The organism is Agromyces allii, assembly GCF_009749385.1.
GTDB lineage: Bacteria > Actinomycetota > Actinomycetes > Actinomycetales > Microbacteriaceae > Agromyces > Agromyces allii.
The window spans coordinates 79858-98655 of sequence record NZ_WBIN01000004.1 but is presented as its reverse complement, the minus strand read 5'-3'; the positions used below and the strand labels follow the sequence as shown (position 1 = coordinate 98655).

Here is an 18798-nt window from a genome sequence, read left to right as displayed (position 1 = left end):
GTGGCGGATACCGACATTTCACAGGCTGGCGGCGCCGAGGGCGGCCGCACGACGACGAACGGCGAGTTCGGAGACAGCAACACGGCCGGCACGACGATCGGCTTCAGCCGTGAAGCGGCCGCGCAGTTGTCCATCGTCGACGCCGACATCACGGCCGAGGAGCAGGAGGCGATCGCGGCGCTGCCGTCTGGTTCGGCGCTGCTCATCGTCCGACGCGGGCCCAACAGCGGGGCGCGTTTCCTGCTCGACACCGACGTCACGACGGTCGGTCGGCACCCCGATGCCGACATCTTCCTCGACGACGTCACGGTCTCGCGCCGGCACGCCGAGTTCGTTCGGCACCGCACGGCGTTCGAGGTCAAGGACCTCTCCTCGCTGAACGGCACGTACTTCGACGGGGTGCGCATCGAGACGGCGCTCCTCAGCGACGGCGCCGAGGTGCAGATCGGCAAGTTCCGACTCACGTTCTACGCATCGCGCCGCGACCTGGCGCCGCTGGCGAGCAGCTAGTGTCGGGCCTCGCCGCCTCCACGCACGCGAGCGGCTCGGCCCCACTGCTCGGCATCGGCCAGGTTCTCGCGCGCCTGCAGCCCGAGTTCCCCGACCTGACGCCGTCGAAGCTGCGCTTCCTCGAAGAGCAGCGCCTCGTGTCTCCGGCGCGCACCGCGGCCGGCTACCGCAAGTTCTCGACCGCCGACGTCGAGCGCATCACGCTCGTGCTCTCGATGCAGCGCGACCACTACCTGCCGCTGAAGGTCATCCGCGCCCATCTCGAGGCGGTCGACGCGGGCGACACGCCCGCGCTTCCGGGGGCCACCGACGCGAGCGGGTTCCTCGGCGCGCGCAGATTCTCGCGCGACGAGCTCATCGTGACGGCGAAGGCCCCGAGGGGGCTGCTCGACGAGGCGGTCTCCGCGTCGCTCATGAGCGCGTCCGAGCCGTTCGACGACGAAGACCTCCGGGTGCTCGAGTCGCTCGTCGCGCTGCGCGAGGTCGGCATCGAGCCGCGCCATCTCCGGGCGATGCGGGCGGCTGCCGAGCGCGACGCGGCCCTCATCGAACGGGCGCTCGCACCCTCGAGGCGCTCGGATGCCGCGGGCAGGGCGCGCGTCTCCGAGCACGCCGCCGAGCTCGCCGCCCGTCTCGAGTGCGTGCGAGCCGAGGTCGTCCGCTCGACCCTCGCGAGGCTCGCCCGCTGAGTGCGCGCTGTGCATCGGCTGGACTCGACCGCGACACGCCGTGACGTTCGGCCGGATGTGTTTGGTCGCGACCCCTCACCTCGGTAGCGTGGTCGATGCCCCGCCGGGGTGGGAGTCGTCGAAAGTGAGGGGATCGCATGAGTGAGCTCGACCGGAGCGCGCGCGATCGATACGACCTCGGTCTGCTCTTCACCGACGGCATGCCCGAGCACGAAGACGGCACCGGCTATCGCGGCGCGGTCGCGGCGGGCGCCGCCGGCATCAGCTATCGGCAGCTCGACTACTGGGCGCGCACGCAGCTCGTCGAGCCCACCGTTCGCGGTGCGGCCGGCTCGGGTTCGCAGCGGCTCTACGGCTTCCGCGACATCCTCGTGCTGAAGCTCGTCAAGCGACTGCTCGACACGGGCATCTCCCTGCAGCAGATCCGCACCGCGGTCACGCAACTGCGCGAGTCCGGCGTCGAAGACCTCGCGCAGACCACGCTCATGAGCGATGGCGCCAGCGTCTACCTGTGCACCTCCGATGACGAGGTCATCGACCTCGTCAACCGCGGGCAGGGCGTCTTCGGCATCGCCGTCGGCAAGGTTCTCCGCGAGGTCGAGAACTCCCTGGTCGAGCTCGACACCCAGCCGGCCGACCCGATGGACGAGCTGGCCGCGCGTCGCGGCGCGAAGTCGCGCCGCATCTCCTGACGGCACCCGACGGTCGCGCTGCGTCAGCGGGTTCGCCGCACGACGCTCGCACTCGCACCCGTCGACCCGACGAGTCTCGCAACGGCGGTCGCACACGACATCCGTCGTCTCGGGGGAGCGGATGCCGCTGCCGACGTGACGTCGTCGCGCGCGTTCGATGGGCGAACCCGGCCCGAGCCGACGCTTCGCCCGACCCGATGCGGCAACCTGCATCGGCCTCGAAGGAGCCGCGGCTCAGAGGACGGCGACCCGCGGCTCAGACGATGGGGGACTCGAGCTCGTACGGAGCGGCCGACGCGTAGTCGCCGATGCGCGCGGTGCGCAGCACGCGCTCGAGCAGCTGGTCGAAGTTCGCCGACATCTCCTCGGCCGATTCGCCCGGCCACATGTGCAGGGGCTTCGCCGCGCCCTGCGCCTGCTGGAGCGACGTGCGCTCGGGCAGCTGGGGCGAGAGCACGAGCGGACCGAACATGTCGCGGAGCTCCTTGATGCGGAACTGATGCTCGAGCGACTGCACGCGGGCGCGGTTGACGATGATGCCGAGCGGCTGGAGCCTGGGGGAGAGGCCTCGTCGGATCTCCTCGATCGCACGGAGGGCGCGGTCTGCGGCGGCGACCGAGAACAGGCCGGGCTCGGTGACCACGGCGACGCGGTCGCTCGCGGCCCACGCGGTGCGAGTGAGCGCGTTGAGCGACGGAGCGCAGTCGATGAGCACGAGCTCGTAGTCGGACTCGACGTTCGCGAGCGCCTCCTCGAGCTTCCAGATGTCGCGGATCGAGGGGTGCGGGCCGTCGAAGTTGATGGCCGACGGGCTGCCGATCATGACGTCGATCGTGGACTGCGGGTTGGACCTCGCCCACCCGCTTGGAGCGATCGCCGAACGGACGATCTTCTCCTTCGGAGACGCCAGCACATCGGCGACGTTGAGATGACCGGCGACCTGGATGTCCATGCCGGTCGACACATCGGATTGAGGGTCGAGGTCGACGACGAGGGTCCGGACGCCGCGGGCGAACGCCGCCGACGCCAGTCCGAGGGTGACGGTCGTCTTGCCGACACCGCCCTTGAGGGAACTGACGCTGAGTACGTGCACGAACAGATACGCTACCTCTATTGCTTGGGCGAAACCTAAACGTTCGCTGTGCGGAAACCCCCACCGAAAGGCCTGCATGTTCTCGAAGATTCTGGTAGCCAACCGCGGAGAGATCGCCATTCGGGCGTTCCGTGCCGCCGTCGAACTGGGTGCGAAGACGGTGGCGGTGTATCCCTTCGAGGACCGCAACTCGCTGCACCGGCTGAAGGCCGACGAGGCCTACCAGATCGGCGAGCCGGGGCATCCGGTGCGGGCCTACCTCGACGTCTCCGAGATCATCCGCGTCGCGCGGGAGTCCGGCGCCGACGCGATCTACCCCGGCTACGGATTCCTCTCCGAGAACCCCGAACTGGCCCAGGCCGCCGCAGAGGCCGGCATTACCTTCATCGGCCCGCCCACCAACGTGCTCGAGATGGCCGGCAACAAGGTCACCGCGAAGGAGCACGCGATCGCCGCCGGCGTTCCGGTGCTCAAGTCGACGCCGCCGTCGCGCGACATCGAGACGCTCGTCGCCCAGTCCGACGAGATCGGGTTCCCGATCTTCGCGAAGGCGGTCGCGGGCGGCGGCGGGCGCGGCATGCGTCGCGTCAACGTCAAGGACGACCTGCGTGCGGCCCTCGAGGAGGCCATGCGCGAGGCCGACAGCGCGTTCGGCGACCCGACCATGTTCCTCGAGCAGGCCGTGCTGCGGCCGCGCCACATCGAGGTCCAGGTGCTCGCCGACGCCTCGGGCGAGACCGTGCACCTCTTCGAGCGCGACTGCTCGGTGCAGCGTCGTCACCAGAAGGTCATCGAGATCGCCCCGGCGCCGAACCTGTCCGACGACGTGCGCCAGTCGCTCTACCGCGACGCCATCGCGTTCGCGAAGTCCATCGGGTACGTCAACGCCGGCACGGTCGAGTTCCTGCTCGACACGGCGGGCGAGCGCGCGGGGCAGCACGTGTTCATCGAGATGAACCCGCGCATCCAGGTCGAGCACACGGTCACCGAAGAGGTCACCGACGTCGACCTCGTGCAGTCGCAGATCCGCATCGCCGCCGGCGAGACGCTCGCCGACCTCAGGCTGCTGCAGGGCGACATCCGCCTGCGCGGTGCTGCGCTGCAGACGCGCATCACGACCGAAGACCCCACCGCCGGCTTCCGCCCCGACACGGGCAAGATCACGACCTACCGCTCACCGGGCGGCGCCGGCATCCGCCTCGACGGCGGAACGATCAACCCGGGTGCGCAGATCAGCCCGCACTTCGACTCGATGCTCGCCAAGCTCACGTGCCGAGGCCGCGACTACCCGGCTGCGGTCGCACGGGCCAAGCGCGCCCTCGCCGAGTTCCGCATCCGCGGCGTCTCGACGAACATCTCGTTCCTGCAGGCGGTGCTCGACGACCCGGCATTCGTCGCGGGCGACCTCGCCACCTCGTTCATCGACGAGCGCCCGCAGCTCGTTCGCGGTCGCGTCTCGAAGGACCGCGGCACCAAGATCCTGAACTGGCTCGCGGATGTCACGGTGAACCAGCCCAACGGCGCGGCCCCGACCACGGTCAGCCCCGCTGAGAAGCTCCCCGAGATCGACCTCGCGGCGCCCGCGCCCGCCGGATCGCGTCAGCAGCTGCTCGAGCTCGGCCCGACCGGGTTCGCTGCCGCGCTCCGCGCGCAGACGCCGCTCGCCGTCACCGACACGACCTTCCGCGACGCGCACCAGTCGCTGCTCGCGACCCGCGTTCGCACGAAGGACCTGGTGGCCGTCGCGCCGTACGTCGCGCGCATGACCCCCCAGCTCCTGTCGGTCGAGGCCTGGGGCGGTGCGACGTACGACGTCGCACTGCGGTTCCTCGGCGAAGACCCGTGGGAGCGGCTCGCGGCGCTCCGCGAGGCGCTGCCGAACATCAACATCCAGATGCTGCTCCGTGGTCGCAACACGGTCGGCTACACGCCGTACCCCACCGAGGTGACCGACGCGTTCGTGCGCGAGGCCGCCGCGACCGGCGTCGACATCTTCCGCATCTTCGACGCGCTGAACGACGTCGACCAGATGCGCCCGGCCATCGAGTCGGTGCTCGCCACCGGCACCGCGGTCGCCGAGGTGGCGCTCTGCTACACGGGCGACCTGCTCGACCCGGCAGAAGACCTCTACACGCTCGACTACTACCTGGGCCTGGCCGACGAGATCGTCGCCGCAGGCGCGCACATCCTCGCGATCAAGGACATGGCGGGCCTCCTGCGGCCCGCGGCGGCCGAGAAGCTCGTGACGGCGCTGCGCGAGCGCTTCGACCTTCCGGTGCACCTGCACACGCACGACACCGCGGGCGGCCAGCTCGCGACCCTGCTCGCCGCGAGCCGCGCCGGCGTCGACGCGGTCGACGTCGCCAGTGCGCCCATGGCCGGAACCACGAGCCAGCCCTCGGCCTCGTCGCTCGTCGCGGCCCTCGCGCACACCGACCGCGACACCGGCATCTCGCTGCAGGCCGTCTCCGACCTCGAGCCCTACTGGGAGGCCGTGCGTCGCGTCTACAAGCCGTTCGAGTCCGGACTCCCGGGCCCCACCGGCCGCGTGTACCACCACGAGATCCCGGGCGGTCAGCTCTCGAACCTGCGTCAGCAGGCCATCGCGCTCGGCCTCGCCGACGACTTCGAGCTCATCGAGGACATGTACGCCGCCGCCGACAAGATCCTCGGCCGTGTGCCGAAGGTGACGCCGTCGTCGAAGGTCGTCGGCGACCTCGCGCTGCACCTCGCGGCGGTGCGCGCCGACCCGGCCGACTTCGCGGCGAACCCCGAGAAGTACGACGTGCCCGATTCGGTCATCGGCTTCATGGCCGGCGAGCTCGGCGACCTGCCCGGCGGCTGGCCCGAGCCGTTCCGCACGAAGGTGCTCGCAGGCCGCGACGTGCGCATCGGCGTCACCGAGCTCACGGCCGAGCAGATCGAGGCGCTCGAGGGCGACGGCACGACGCGTCGCTCGATGCTCAACAACCTGCTCTTCCCGGCGCCGACGCGCCAGTTCGAGCAGATCCGGGAGCTCTTCGGAGACCTCTCGGTCGTCGACACGATCGACTACCTCTACGGCCTGCGCCAGGGCTCGGAGCATGTCGTCGAGATCGACCGCGGCGTGCGGCTCTACGCCGGACTCGAGGCGATCGGCGAGGCCGACGACAAGGGCATGCGCACCGTCATGACCATCCTGAACGGGCAGCTCCGCCCGGTCTTCGTGCGAGACCGCAGCATCGTGGTCGACTCGCGCGCCGCCGAGAAGGCCGATGCCTCGCAGCCCGGACACATCGCCGCGCCGTTCTCGGGCGTGGTCACCCTCCAGGTCGAGCCGGGCGCCGAGATCGCCGTCGGGCAGAGCGTCGCCTCGATCGAGGCCATGAAGATGGAGGCCGCGATCACCTCGCCGGTCGCCGGCGTCGTGGAGCGCGTGGCGATCCCGAAGACGCAGCAGGTCGAGGCCGGCGACCTCCTCGTCGTGGTTCGTCCGCTGTAGGCTGAGCGTGAGCTCACGGTAACGTGGGCTCACGTTCGCACTGAGGAGGGGTTATCGGTGGCTGACATCAGGGGAGAAGACCACACGGCGTCCAGGCGCACGGGTGGGCGTACCGCGGCGATCGATCGGTCCGATCAAGATGCGCCCGGCGGTGCGCACTCGGCGACGGCGATTCCCGACAGCTTGAACATCCGCGTCGACCTGCCGCCGTCGCCCAGGCCCGTGATGCCCGACGACGAGGTGGCCGTGGCCATCGACGACGTCGCCGTCGACCCCGGCGGACTCGTCGCGGGCCCCACGACGACCTCGGTCGAGGTGATCACGCCGGCGCTCGCGGGGGCATCCGTCCGCTCGGGAGCGCATGCCGACCCCTCGCCGTACGGCGCCCTGTTGGCGGCCGATGCCTCGAGGCTCCGCCGCGAGCGCGTCAGCACCGACACGGGCAGCCATGTCGCGATCGTCGACGTGCCTGCGGATGCCGCGACGCCGGCCGAGATCCCAGAGACGTCCGAATCCCTCACCGCCGACCGGCTCATCGACCTGAACCGCACGACGCGGCCCGCGCCGCACGGCGGCTTCAACCGGTTCGTGTACGAGGCCTCGCTGCACCTGGTCAACCTGGGCGACTCGGCCAAGGCCCGTGCATACAAGGAGCTGAGCGCCCGCATCCAGCGTCGATTCGACGGCGGCGCGCGCTTCGTGCCCGTGCTCACGCGCAAGGGCGGCGTCGGCAAGACCACGATCACGACGCTGCTCGGCATGGCGCTGGCCGATGCCCGCGACGACCGCATCATCGCGATCGACGCCAACCCCGACCGCGGAACGCTCGCCGAGCGCGTCGACCGGCAGACCCGCGAGACGGTGCGAGACGTCGTCACGCGCGCGTCGTCGATCGGCGGCTACACCGACTTCTCGGCGTTCGTCTCGCGCGACGAGACGCGCCTCGACATCCTCGCCTCCGACACCGACCCGACGCTGTCCGAGGCGTTCAACGACGACGACTACAACGTCGTCGCAGGGCTCGCAGCCCGCTACTACTCGCTCGTGCTCACCGACTGCGGCACCGGCATCGTCCACTCCGTCATGCGCGCGACCCTGCAGCGAGCCGATTCGATCGTGATCGTCTCGGGCGGCAGCGTCGACGAGGCCCGACTCGCATCCGAGACCCTCACGTGGCTCGAGGCGAATGGCTTCGGCGAGCTCGTGCGCAACGCCATCGTCGCGATCAACCTCGCGACGCAGGGCACGCACCTGGTCAAGGTCGACGAGATCGAAGCCCACTTCCAGTCGAGGGTCCGCGAGATCGTGCGCATCCCGTACGACCCCCAACTGGCCGCCGGATCCGTGGTGCACTGGGACGAACTGCGTCCCGTCACGCGCCACGCCGCACGCGAGCTCGCCGCGCTCGTCGTGGAGGGGCTGCCCGTCGACCGCGGCGGCCATTGAAACGGAGCGGCATTGCCGGAACGACCCATTCGCCTGTTCGGCGACCCAGTACTGAAGACCGTGTCATCGCCCGTCGAACAGGTCGATGATCGCGTGCGCTCGCTCGTGACCGACCTGCTCGACAGCGTCCGGGTTCCCGGGCGCGCCGGGGTCGCCGCGCCGCAGATCGGAGTCGACCTCCGGGTGTTCAGCTACAACGTCGACGGCGAGGTCGGCTACATCATCAATCCCGTCGTCGTCGAGACCTCCGGCGAGATCGAGCTCATCGACGAGGGCTGCCTCTCGGTGCCCGGGCTCTGGCAGAAGACGCCGCGCTACCCGTTCGCGCGCGTGCGCGGCATCGACCTCGACGGCAACGAGATCGAGCTCTCGGGCACCGGCCTCATGGCGCAGGCCCTGCAGCACGAGTGCGACCACCTCGACGGGCTCGTCTACCTCGACCGTCTGGAGAAGGACGAGCGACGGGCCGCCATGCGCGCCGTGCGCGAGTCGGACTGGTTCTGACCGGCCGCATTCGACATCGTCGAATGGCGGTACGACGAAGGGCCTCGCGGAGACATCCGCGAGGCCCTTCGTCGTCGGTTCGATCGTCAGCGGATGATCGAGTGCCCCTCGGTCGCGGGAGCGCCGGCGTACATGCCCTCGATCTGGTCTGCGAAGTCCTGGAGGATCACGTTGCGCTTGATGCTGAGCTTCGGCGTGAGGTGGCCGCTCGCCTCGGTGAGCTCGCCCGGGAGGATCGCGAACTTGCGGATCGACTCGGCGCGCGACACGTGGTCGTTCGCCGTGTCGATCGCACGCTGCACCTCGGCGAGGACCGCCGGGTTCACGGCGGCCTCCTCGACCGTCATGGCCGCGTCTTCGCCGTTGTTGTTCAGCCACACGGGCAGCATCTCGGCGTCGAGCGTGATCAGGGCCGAGATGAACGGCTTCTGGTCGCCCACGACCACGACCTGACCGACCAGCGGGTTCGCGCGGATCGGGTCCTCGAGCATCGCGGGGGAGACGTTCTTGCCACCGGCGGTGACGATGATCTCCTTCTTGCGGCCCGTGATCGTGAGGAAGCCCTCGTCGTCGAAGGAGCCGAGGTCACCCGTCTTGAACCACTCGCCGTCGAACGCCTCGGCGGTCGCCTCGGGGTTGTTCCAGTACTCCTTGAAGATGTCGATGCCCTTGATCTGGATCTCGCCGTCGTCGGCGAGACGCACCGAGACGCCGGGCAGCGCGGGACCGACGGTGCCGATCTTCGAACGCGTCGTGAGGTTCACCGTCGCGGGCGCGGTGCTCTCGGTGAGGCCGTAGCCCTCGAGGATCGTGATGCCGAGCGAGTGGTAGAAGTGGCCGAGGCGGGGTCCGAGCGGTGCCGAGCCCGAGACGGCGTACTTGACGTTGCCGCCCATCGCCTCGCGGAGCTTGGAGTAGACGAGCGCGTCGAAGAGCTTGAACTTCAGCTTCAGGCCGAGCGAGATGTGGTCGCCGGCCTCCTTCGCGGTCGAGTAGGCGACGGCGGTCTCGGCAGCGGCGCGGAAGATCTTGCCCTTGCCGCCGGCTTCGGCCTTCTGCTCCGAGACGTTGTAGACCTTCTCGAACACGCGCGGGACGGCGAGGAGGAAGGTCGGCTTGAAGCTCGCGAGCGAGGGCAGGAGCTGCTTGGTGTCGGCCTGGTGGCCGACCCGGACCCCCGCGTGCACGCTCAGCACCGCGATGAAGCGGGCGAACACGTGCGCGGTCGTGATGAAGAGCAGGGTCGATGCGCCGTTGGGGTCTTCGAGGACGTCGGAGAGCGCGACGCCCGCGTTGCGCGAGAGCTCGACGAAGTTCGAGTGCGTGAGCACGCAGCCCTTGGGCTTGCCGGTCGAACCCGACGTGTAGATGAGGGTCGCGATGTCGGAGCCGACCGCGAGGTTGCGACGACGTTCGATCTCCTCGTCGGGCACGTCGACACCGGCGGCGACGAGCTTGTCGAGATCTCCGAGGTCGATCTGCCACGTGTTGCGGATCGCGGGGAGGTCGGGGTGGACCTCGTCGAAGCGGGCGAAGTGGTCGGCGGTCTCGAGGATCGCGGCGATCGCACCGGAGTCGCTGAGGCTCCACCGCACCTGCGCGGGGGAGTTCGTCTCGTAGACGGGCACGAGGATGCCTCCGGCGAACCACATCGCGAAGTCGATGAGGGTCCACTCGTAGCGCACCTTGCTCATGAGGCCGACCTTGTCGCCGGGCTGGATGCCGGCGGCGACGAAGCCCTTGGCGAGGGCGATGACCTGGTCGTAGAACTCGCGGGTGGTCACCGGCGACCAGCCGCCGTCGGCGGTCGGCAGTGAGAAGAGCACGGAGTCGGGCGTCGCGGCGACACGCTGGACCAGCAGGTCGGTCGTGTTCGCTTCGGGATCGGCGGGGACGACAGCGGGGGTATCGAACTGAATCACGGTAGCTCCTTCGGCACCGGGGTCGAACGGGGGGCGTCCGGGCCGCTGTAGGGGAGGCGTCCGGGTCCATTACACTCTAGTGGTTGCCCTCGGAGACCGGTTCCCGGGCGGCGCGCAACTCCTCCCACGGCAGCCCAACGGAAAGGCGATCCACCGTGCACGCGATCGGCATCGACATCGGCGGAACCAAGATCGCAGGAGCGGTCGTCGACGAAGCCGGGGGCATCGTCCGCAGCGAACGCGTTCCGACTCCGGCGGGCGATTCGCAGCTCCTCGAAGACGCGGTCGTCGAGATGATCCGCACGCTCTCCGACGGTGCGGCCGACGACGTGGTCGTCGGCGTCGCCGCGGCCGGCTTCATCGACGCAGCCCAGTCGACCGTCTACTACGCGCCGAACATCGACTGGCGCAACGAGCCGTTCCGGGCGAAGCTCGAGGCCCGCGTCGGTGCGACGGTGGTCGTCGACAACGACGCGAACGCCGCCGGCTGGGCCGAGTTCCGCTTCGGCGCAGGCCGCATGGTCAGCGACATGGTCATGCTCACGATCGGCACGGGCGTCGGCGGGGCGATCGTCGCGGGCGACCGGCTGTTCCGCGGCGGGTTCGGCGCCGGCGCCGAGCTCGGGCACCTCCGGGTCGTGCCCGGCGGGCTCCCGTGCGGCTGCGGCCAGCGCGGCTGCATCGAGATGTACGGCTCCGGCCGCGCCCTGCTCCGCATGGCCAACGAGATCGCGGATGCCGGTGGCATCGGCCTGCAGCTCGCTCGCGCCCGCGAGACGAGCGGTGCGCTCGACGGCGGCATCGTCGGCAAGATGATCGAGGCCGAGGATCCCGGTGCGATCGCCGCGCTGCGTCAGCTCGGACACTGGCTCGGCGAGGCCTCCGCCTCGATCTCCGCCGTGCTCGACCCGCAGCGGTTCGTCTTCGGCGGCGGCGTGGCGGCAGCGGGCGAGCTCCTGCTCGGCCCGATCCGCGAGGCGTACCTCGAGCACCTGCCGGCTCGCGGCTACCACCCCGAGCCCGACTTCGTCATCGCCGAGCTCGTCAACGACGCCGGCGTCGTCGGCGCCGCCGATCTCGCGCGCGTCTGGGCGGCCGAGCACGCCTGAAGCGCTCCGGCGATAGGGTTGACCGGGCGAACGGAAGGAGCGACAGCGCGGTGTTCTACTGGATCATGAAGCACATCGTGGTCGGACCGATCCTCCTCGCGATCTTCCGTCCGTGGGTCGTCGGGCTCGAGAACGTCCCGAAGGACGGCCCCGTCGTGCTCGCCAGCAACCACCTGTCCTTCATCGACTCGATCTTCCTGCCGCTCATCGTCGACCGCCCGGTCGTGTTCCTCGCCAAGAGCGAGTACTTCACCGGCAAGGGCCTCAAGGGCTGGGCGACGAAGATGTTCTTCCAGGCTGCGGGCCAGCTGCCGATCGACCGCTCCGGCGGCAAGGCCTCCGAGGCCTCGCTCGCGACCGGGCTCCGGGTGCTCGGCGGCGGCGGCATCCTCGGCATCTATCCCGAGGGCACGCGCAGCCCCGACGCGCGGCTCTACCGCGGTCGCACCGGCGTTGCGCGCATGGTGCTCGAGGCGGGCGTGCCCGTGGTCCCGGTCGCGATGATCGACACCGAGAAGGTCATGCCCATCGGCACGCGGCTGCCGAAGGTGCGCCGCATCGGCATCATCATCGGCGAGCCGATCGACTTCACGCGCTTCGAGGGGCTCGAGGGCGATCGCTTCGTACTGCGGTCGGTCACCGACGAACTCGTGCACTCGCTCCGCGCCCTGAGCGGGCAGGACTACGTCGACGTCTACGCGAGTTCCGTGCGGGAGCAACGCGCCGCGCAATCGGGGTAGGCTCGAAAGGCGGTGGCGCGCTCGCGCTGCCGATCGTCATTTCATCGGCGCTCCGCGCCCCGAAACCCCTCAGGACATACCCGTGGTACAGCTCGTCGAGCCCGTCGTCAATGCAGATCCCTCCGTGATCGACGGCCTCGACTATTGGCGCACCCTGCCGATCAAGCAGCAGCCGCAGTGGCCCGACGCCGCAGCGGCGGCCGCGGCATCCGCCGAGCTGGCCACGCTGCCGCCGCTCGTCTTCGCCGGCGAGGTCGACAACCTGCGCGAGCGGCTCGCCGCCGCGTCGCGCGGCGAGGCGTTCCTGCTGCAGGGCGGCGACTGCGCCGAGACCTTCGCTGGCGCCACGGCCGATCAGATCCGCAACCGGGTGAAGACCGTGCTGCAGATGGCCGTCGTGCTCACGTACGGCGCCTCGATGCCCGTCGTGAAGATGGGCCGCATGGCGGGGCAGTTCGCCAAGCCCCGCTCGAGCGACACCGAGACCCGCGGCGACGTCACGCTGCCCGCTTACCGCGGCGACATCGTGAACGGCTACGACTTCACGCCCGAGTCGCGCAACGCCGACCCGGCCCGGCTCGTGCGCGGCTACCACATGGCCGCGTCGACGCTGAACCTGATCCGCGCGTTCACGCAGGGCGGGTTCGCCGACCTGCGGCAGGTGCACTCGTGGAACCAGGGCTTCGCCGCGAACCCGGCGAACGCGCGCTACGAGACCATGGCGCGAGACATCGATCGTGCCGTGCGATTCATGGACGCCTGCGGCGCGGACTTCGAGGCGCTGAAGCACACCGAGTTCTACACGGGTCACGAGGGCCTGCTCATGGACTACGAGCGCCCGATGACCCGCATCGACTCGCGCACCGGCACGCCGTACGACACGTCGGCGCACTTCATCTGGATCGGCGAGCGCACGCGCGAACTCGACGGCGCGCACGTCGACTTCCTGTCGCGGGTGCGCAACCCGATCGGCGTGAAGCTCGGCCCGACCACGTCTCCCGAGACGATGCTCGAGCTGATCGACAAGCTCGACCCGAACCGCGAGCCCGGCCGCCTCACCTTCATCACCCGCATGGGCGCCTCGAAGATCCGCGACGGGCTGCCGCCGCTGCTCGAGGCCGTCAAGGCGAGCGACGCGACGCCGCTCTGGGTCACCGACCCGATGCACGGCAACGGCATCACGACCCCGAACGGCTACAAGACGCGTCGGTTCGACGACGTCGTCGACGAGGTCAAGGGCTTCTTCGAGGCGCACCGCGCGGCGGGCACGTTCCCCGGCGGCATCCACGTGGAGCTCACGGGCGACGACGTCACCGAGTGCCTCGGCGGCTCGGAGCACCTCGACGAGGCCTCCCTGGCGACCCGCTACGAGTCGCTCTGCGACCCGCGCCTGAACCACATGCAGTCGCTCGAGCTCGCCTTCCTCGTGGCCGAGGAGCTCTCGGCCCGCTGATCCACCCGCGTGCGCGGCATCCGTTCCAGGTGAGCGGATGCCGCGCTTTCGCGTTCCATCGACGGGCGCGCGTCGCGGTGTGGAGGGCGGGCGGTCGGCGCGAGCAGGCGCCCGGCGTCGCCCGACGTCGCAGACGAGGGCGTCCGCGTACGGCGCGTGCCATCGTTGCGGCGTCCCGCCGTGAGCTCGACTCCGGCGGGCGGGCGCTCGGATCGACTAGAAGCCGGCGAAGTTGACGGTGACCTCGCTGCCGCGGAGGGCGGACTCCCCGGTCGCCGGGCTCGTCTTCGAGACCGTGAACGCCCCGGGCACCACGTCGGCGATGGCGTTGTAGCTGAGCTCGAATCCGGCGTCGCGCAGGATCGGGCCGGCCTCGCCCCAGTTCATGCCGACCACGTCGGGCACGGCCACCAGGTCGGGGCCCTTCGAGACCGTGAGCACGACCTTCGAGCCGGGCACCATCGGGTCCTCGGTCCAGTCGGCGGTCTTCACGTGATCCTTGGGGACCTCGTTGTCGAACACCGGGTCGGCGTACTCGACGGTGAGGCCGGCCTGCGTCAGCTTGGCCTCTGCGTCGGTCGCGAGGGCGCCCTCGACGGGTGGCACGGCACCCACCGAGACCACGAGGCTCAGCTTGCCGCGCTCGGCGTACTGGTCGGGCACGGGCTCCCCGTCGCCGGTGAGCACCGCGATGACCGAGCCGTCGGGCACGTCGCCCGAGAACTGCTCGACGGCCTTCTCGCTCACGTCGAACGCGGCCAGCTGCGTTCTCGCATCGGCCTCGGGCGCACCGACGACCTGCGGCACCGCGATGATCGCGGGCCCGGTCGAGATGTACATCGTGAGCTCCGAGCCTCGTTGCGCCTGCGCGCCGGGCTCGGGATCGCTCCCGGAGACGAGGCCCTCGGCGACCTCGGGGTCGGAACGCTGCTCGTCGGTGACCGTGAAACCTGCGTCGACGAGCGCCGCCCGGGCGTCGTCGGGGGCCTCGCCCACGATCTGCGGCACGGTCGCGTACGAGCCGGGGCCGGCGCCGAAGTACCATCCGGTGCCCGCCGCGAGCCCCGTGAGCACCAGGACGAGCGCGAGGATCCAGTAGCCGCGCCGCCGGCGCTTCGATGCCGCGGTCGTGAGAGCCGCCGCGTCGGGGCCGTCGCCGTCGACGTCGGAACGAGGCTCGGCGGGGGAGGGCAGCGGGGTCGGGGCGAGCGCCGTTCCGGTGAGCACGGTGGTCGCCGCCGTCGATGCACCGAGCGGCACCGGCGCGCCGAGGAGGCTCCCGGTGAACACGGCGGTCGCCTGGGTCGCGTGCAGCTGGCCGCCGCGGATCTCGGGCTCGATCTGCCGGAGCCGGTCGAGCATCTCCTTCGCGTCGCGTGGCCTGGCATCGGGGTCGCGCGAGGTGGACCAGAGCACGAGTTCGTCGAGCTGGACCGGAACAGACGGGTTCTTCGTGCTCGGCATCGGAACCTGGTCGTTGGCGTGCTGGTAGGCGATCGCCATGGGAGCCTCGCCGACGTAGGGCTGCTCGCCGGTGAGCATCTCGTAGACCATGATGCCGACCGCGTAGATGTCGCTGCGGGCGTCGGCGATGCCGCGGGTCACGAGTTCGGGGGAGAGGTAGGCGATGGTGCCGAGCAGCGCCTGACCGGTCGCCGTGTTGGCGCTCGCGGCGCGTGCGAGGCCGAAGTCGCCGAGCTTGATGCGGCCGTCGTCGGCGAGCAGCACGTTCTCGGGCTTCAGGTCGCGGTGCACGATGCCGGCCTTGTGCGCGGCGGCGAGGCCGGCGAGCACGGCGTCGAGGATGTCGACGGTCTGCTCGGGCGTGAGGCGCTTGTAGTCCTTCAGCAGGTCGCGCAGGGTGATGCCGGGCAGGTACTCCATGACGAGGTACGCCATGTCGGAGTCCTGGCCCTGGTCGAACACGTTCACCACGTTCGGGTGCGCGAGGCGCGCGGCCGAGCGGGCCTCCTGCACGAAGCGCGTCTTGAACGTATTGTCGTCGGCGAGGTGGCCGTGCATGATCTTGATCGCGACACGGCGCTCGAGGCGCAGGTCGGTCGCGAGGTACACCGTGGCCATGCCGCCGCGCGCGATGCGGGAGCGCACCTGGTACCGGCCGTCGATGAGACGGCCGATCATCGGGTCGACGGGCGCAGTGGTCACCAGAGAAGTGTACGAAAGCGTTCATGCCGATGCCCGACTACACACCGGGCGCGCGACGATCGGAATCGCTTCGTGATGAGATCGGCGGTCGCGGCTCAGCCGAGCTCGGCGATCCAGACCCGCGCGGCCGTCTCCCATTTCGCGTAGTGATCGGGGTGCGCGGAGTGCTGCACGGCCTGCGCGGCGGCGGCGACCGGCATCGACTCCCAGTCGTCGAGGTCGAGCAGTCCGGGTGCGCGTCCGACGTTGGGCCCGTCGGGTCCGCCGTAGAACGACCGCGCCGCGTGCGCGGGGTCGGAGACCTCCTCCACCGTTCCCCAGCCCTGACTCGGTCGCTGCTGGAAGAGCCCGAGCGAATCGCGGTCGCCGAGGTCGAGGTCGCGCAGGCCGGACTCCTGCGCGGCGGCCACGAGCGCGACCACGATGCCGGCATCGGGCACGCCGATCGAACGGCCGACGTCGATGACGAGCTGCGCGTTCGCGCGCATCTCGTCGGTGAGGGTCGCGGGGCGGTCCGGTTCGGGGGCGGCGGGCACCGCGGGCTCCGACTGCGCGACGGGTTCGGCGGCGACGGGTTCGGCGGGCGCCGGCTCGGGAGCGGGCGCCGGGGCCTCCGGTTGCGCCGCGGCATCCGCCCCACCGCCCGAGCCGGGCAGCACGATCGACTCGCCCGGGAAGATCAGGCTCGATGCGCTCAGGCCGTTGGCGCTCAACACGTCGCTCGCGCGCAGGCCGTAGCGCTCGGCGATGCCGCTGACCGTGTCGCCCGCGACGACGGTGTGCCGACGGATGTCGACGGCCGCCGTCGGCGGGGGCGAGACCGGTACAGCGCCGCCGGGCAGCGCCAGGCGTTGCCCCGGGAAGATCAGGCTCGACCAGCCGAGACCGTTCGCAGCGAGCACCTCCGCGGTCGCGAGGCCGTACCGCTCGGCGATGCCGCTCACCGTGTCGCCGGCGGCGACGACGACCTCGGCGGGCGGGGCGGATGTCGCGACGGCCGCCGGGCGGCGGGTCTCGGAGTTCGTCGCCTTGGCCTTGGCGAGCCGTTTCGCGGTCTGCGGAGCCGCTTCGGCGGGCTGCACGATGCCCAGCGTCACCGCGAGCGTTCCGACGATCGCGATCGGCAGGGTCAGGAGTCGACGGATGCCGCGCGGCCGCCGCTCGCGTGCCAGCTCGCGCCTGGTGGTCGGCGCCGACGTCTCGGTCGGCGTCTCGCCGTTCGTCATGCTGCCCCCTCGGCCGACCCCCATCGGTACTGTGCGTCACCGTTCCACAGCGGGGAAGACGTGTCAACGACATGCGCGCGTGTCCCCGGGAGTGGCGCGTCGCGGCCGACGGCCCGGATGCCGCGGTCGACGTCGTGCTCGCGGCGGGGTACCTTCCGCGACGGCGTGCTGGCTAGGCTGGAGGGGTGACCGATGCGACTGCGCCCGATTCGACCGCGCCCGAATGGCTGACCGTGCCCGACCTCGTCGAACTCTTCGGTTCGACGCCCAGTCGGGTGCGTCGCCTGATCGACGACCGTCACCTGCTCGCCGCCCGCGTCGACGGCGTGCTCAAGGTTCCGGCGGTGTTCATCCGCGACGGTCACCCGCTGCCCGAGCTGCACGGCACGATCATGGTGCTGGGCGATGGCGGGTTCAGCGACGCCGAGGCGTTGGAGTGGCTGCTGAACGAAGACGAGAGCCTGGGCGTCAGCCCGATCGCCGCGTTGCTCGCCGGCCGCAAGGCCGAGGTCCGGCGGGTCGCACAGGCGCTCGCCTGATCGACGCCGGCTAGCGCGGCGACGGCGTGCTCGGCGGCGGCGCGTTCAGCTGCTGCGGCGGCTGACGGTCGTCGCGAGCGCGTCGAGCTCGGTGCGTGCACCCGTGCTCAGCGGCGCATCGTCGAGTGCCGCGCGTGCACGGCCGACGTCCGACGCGATGATCGCCTCGATCTCGTCGACGGCGCCGGAATCGGCGATGGTGCGCTGCAGCATCCGGATCTGCTCCTCGGAGAGGTCGGGATCGCCGAGGAGTTCGTCGAGGAGGTTGCGCGGGCCGGCGGCGAGCCGTTCGCGGGCGATCGCGACGAGCAGGGTGCGCTTGCCCTCGCGGAGGTCGTCTCCGCTCGGCTTGCCGGTGACCTCGGGGTCGCCGAAGACGCCGAGGAGGTCGTCGCGCAGCTGGTAGGCCATGCCGAGCGGGAGTCCGAACTCGCGCAGTGCCCGGATCTGGTCGGGCGTGCCGCCCGCGATGAGCCCGCCGAGGGCGAGCGGGGATTCGACGGAGTACTTCGCGGCCTTGTAGGTGATCACGCGTTCGGCGGTGGCCCGCTGCTCGTCGTCGCGCCGCGTGTGCCACGACTGCTCGGCCAGGATGTCGAGGTACTGCCCGGCCGTCACCTCGGTGCGCATGCGCATGAACTCGCCGCGCGCCGCGCGGGCTGCGGCCCGGTCTGAGAGGGTGTCGAGTCCCTCGTCGAGCAGTTCGTCGCTCCAGCCGAGCAGGAGGTCGCCGAGGAGGATCGCCGACGCGCGGCCGAACTCGTCGCTGCTGCGCAACCAGCCGGCATCGGCGTGGGCCCGTTCGAACAGTCGGTGCGCTGCGGGTGCCCCGCGACGCGTGTCGGAGTTGTCGATGAGGTCGTCGTGCACGAGGGCCGCCGCGTGGAAGACCTCGAGCGCGGAGGCGGCGGACACGATCGGGAACGTGTCGCGTTCGGCATCGTCGCCGAACGGATCGAATCCTCGCCCGGCGACGGCCTCCCAGCCCCAATAGCAGAACAGCGCCCGGAAGCGCTTGCCTCCGCTGAGAAAGCGCCTTGAGAACTCGTCGAGCGGCGCCAGCTCGGGTGTGATCGAGCGGAGAATGGTGCTGCGGTCATCGAGGAACCCATCGATGCGCGTTTGAACCAGATCGACGAGTCGAGAACCTTGAGCCACTCGCCTAGCCTAGCGAGGCTGCGCGGCGCTAGAATGGGCGAAGGATGCGTCGGTCCCGAGCCTGAGGGGA

The 18798-nt window shown here is 70.6% G+C and carries 15 protein-coding genes; 10 read left to right on the top strand and 5 right to left on the bottom strand.

Annotated elements, in window-relative coordinates; genetic code table 11:
- From GQR16_RS06800 to GQR16_RS06790, 3 genes are all read left to right on the top strand, one after another.
- Positions 1–510, top strand: coding sequence for an FHA domain-containing protein (locus GQR16_RS06800; protein ID WP_425482614.1), 510 nt, complete (start codon positions 1–3; stop codon positions 508–510).
- Positions 510–1199 carry a transcriptional regulator FtsR gene (gene ftsR, locus GQR16_RS06795; RefSeq protein ID WP_157414399.1) on the top strand — a complete coding sequence of 230 codons (690 nt, stop codon included), beginning with the start codon at positions 510–512 and terminating at the stop codon, positions 1197–1199. The genes GQR16_RS06800 and ftsR overlap by 1 nt, the downstream gene beginning before the upstream one ends.
- A 137-nt stretch (positions 1200–1336) precedes the next feature.
- The gene (locus tag GQR16_RS06790; protein ID WP_157414398.1) at positions 1337–1891 is read left to right on the top strand and encodes a MerR family transcriptional regulator; all 555 of its coding nucleotides are present in this window, start codon (positions 1337–1339) and stop codon (positions 1889–1891) included.
- Between the two features lie 256 nt (positions 1892–2147).
- On the opposite strand, the gene GQR16_RS06785 is transcribed toward GQR16_RS06790, so the two are convergent.
- The gene (locus tag GQR16_RS06785; RefSeq protein WP_157414397.1) at positions 2148–2984 is read right to left on the bottom strand and encodes a ParA family protein; all 837 of its coding nucleotides are present in this window, start codon (positions 2982–2984) and stop codon (positions 2148–2150) included.
- A 76-nt stretch (positions 2985–3060) separates the two neighbouring features.
- Here GQR16_RS06785 and GQR16_RS06780 point away from each other — a divergent pair, with 76 nt between their 5' ends.
- From GQR16_RS06780 to def, 3 genes are read left to right on the top strand one after another with little or no spacing between them, the layout of a single operon-like run.
- Entirely contained in the window at positions 3061–6465 is a 3405-nt protein-coding gene (locus GQR16_RS06780; RefSeq protein WP_157414396.1) for a pyruvate carboxylase, read from the top strand.
- 57 nt (positions 6466–6522) lie between these two features.
- The gene (locus tag GQR16_RS06775; protein ID WP_246200600.1) at positions 6523–7911 is read left to right on the top strand and encodes a MinD/ParA family ATP-binding protein; all 1389 of its coding nucleotides are present in this window, start codon (positions 6523–6525) and stop codon (positions 7909–7911) included.
- Between the two features lie 12 nt (positions 7912–7923).
- Positions 7924–8415, top strand: coding sequence for a peptide deformylase (gene def, locus GQR16_RS06770; protein ID WP_157414395.1), 492 nt, complete (start codon positions 7924–7926; stop codon positions 8413–8415).
- A gap of 86 nt (positions 8416–8501) precedes the next feature.
- Here def and GQR16_RS06765 read toward each other — a convergent pair whose 3' ends face one another.
- Positions 8502–10337 (bottom strand): AMP-dependent synthetase/ligase, encoded by a 1836-nt coding sequence (locus GQR16_RS06765; RefSeq protein WP_157414394.1) that lies wholly within the window; start codon positions 10335–10337, stop codon positions 8502–8504.
- 155 nt (positions 10338–10492) lie between these two features.
- On the opposite strand from GQR16_RS06765, the gene GQR16_RS06760 reads away from it, so the two are divergent.
- The 3 genes from GQR16_RS06760 (at position 10493) to GQR16_RS06750 (ending at position 13639) form a co-directional block, all read left to right on the top strand.
- Positions 10493–11446 carry an ROK family glucokinase gene (locus tag GQR16_RS06760; RefSeq protein WP_157414393.1) on the top strand — a complete coding sequence of 318 codons (954 nt, stop codon included), beginning with the start codon at positions 10493–10495 and terminating at the stop codon, positions 11444–11446.
- Between the two features lie 50 nt (positions 11447–11496).
- On the top strand, positions 11497–12186 hold the full coding sequence (locus GQR16_RS06755; RefSeq protein WP_157414392.1) for a lysophospholipid acyltransferase family protein: 690 nt from the start codon (positions 11497–11499) through the stop codon (positions 12184–12186).
- Positions 12187–12268: 82 nt separating this feature from the next.
- On the top strand, positions 12269–13639 hold the full coding sequence (locus GQR16_RS06750) for a class II 3-deoxy-7-phosphoheptulonate synthase (protein WP_425482613.1): 1371 nt from the start codon (positions 12269–12271) through the stop codon (positions 13637–13639).
- Positions 13640–13855: 216 nt separating this feature from the next.
- Here the strand turns inward: GQR16_RS06750 and pknB are convergent, their stop codons facing one another.
- Positions 13856–15805, bottom strand: coding sequence for a Stk1 family PASTA domain-containing Ser/Thr kinase (pknB, locus tag GQR16_RS06745; protein WP_157414391.1), 1950 nt, complete (start codon positions 15803–15805; stop codon positions 13856–13858).
- A gap of 95 nt (positions 15806–15900) precedes the next feature.
- Positions 15901–17031: a LysM peptidoglycan-binding domain-containing protein gene (locus GQR16_RS06740; protein WP_157414390.1), complete on the bottom strand. Its 1131-nt coding sequence runs from the start codon at positions 17029–17031 to the stop codon at positions 15901–15903.
- A 185-nt stretch (positions 17032–17216) separates the two neighbouring features.
- Here GQR16_RS06740 and GQR16_RS06735 point away from each other — a divergent pair, with 185 nt between their 5' ends.
- Entirely contained in the window at positions 17217–17570 is a 354-nt protein-coding gene (locus tag GQR16_RS06735; protein WP_157414389.1) for an Rv2175c family DNA-binding protein, read from the top strand.
- A 45-nt stretch (positions 17571–17615) separates the two neighbouring features.
- Here GQR16_RS06735 and GQR16_RS06730 read toward each other — a convergent pair whose 3' ends face one another.
- A complete protein-coding gene (locus tag GQR16_RS06730) occupies positions 17616–18728 on the bottom strand; it encodes a polyprenyl synthetase family protein (protein WP_157414388.1) in 1113 nt (370 codons plus the stop codon).
- Between the last annotated feature and the right edge of the window lie 70 nt (positions 18729–18798).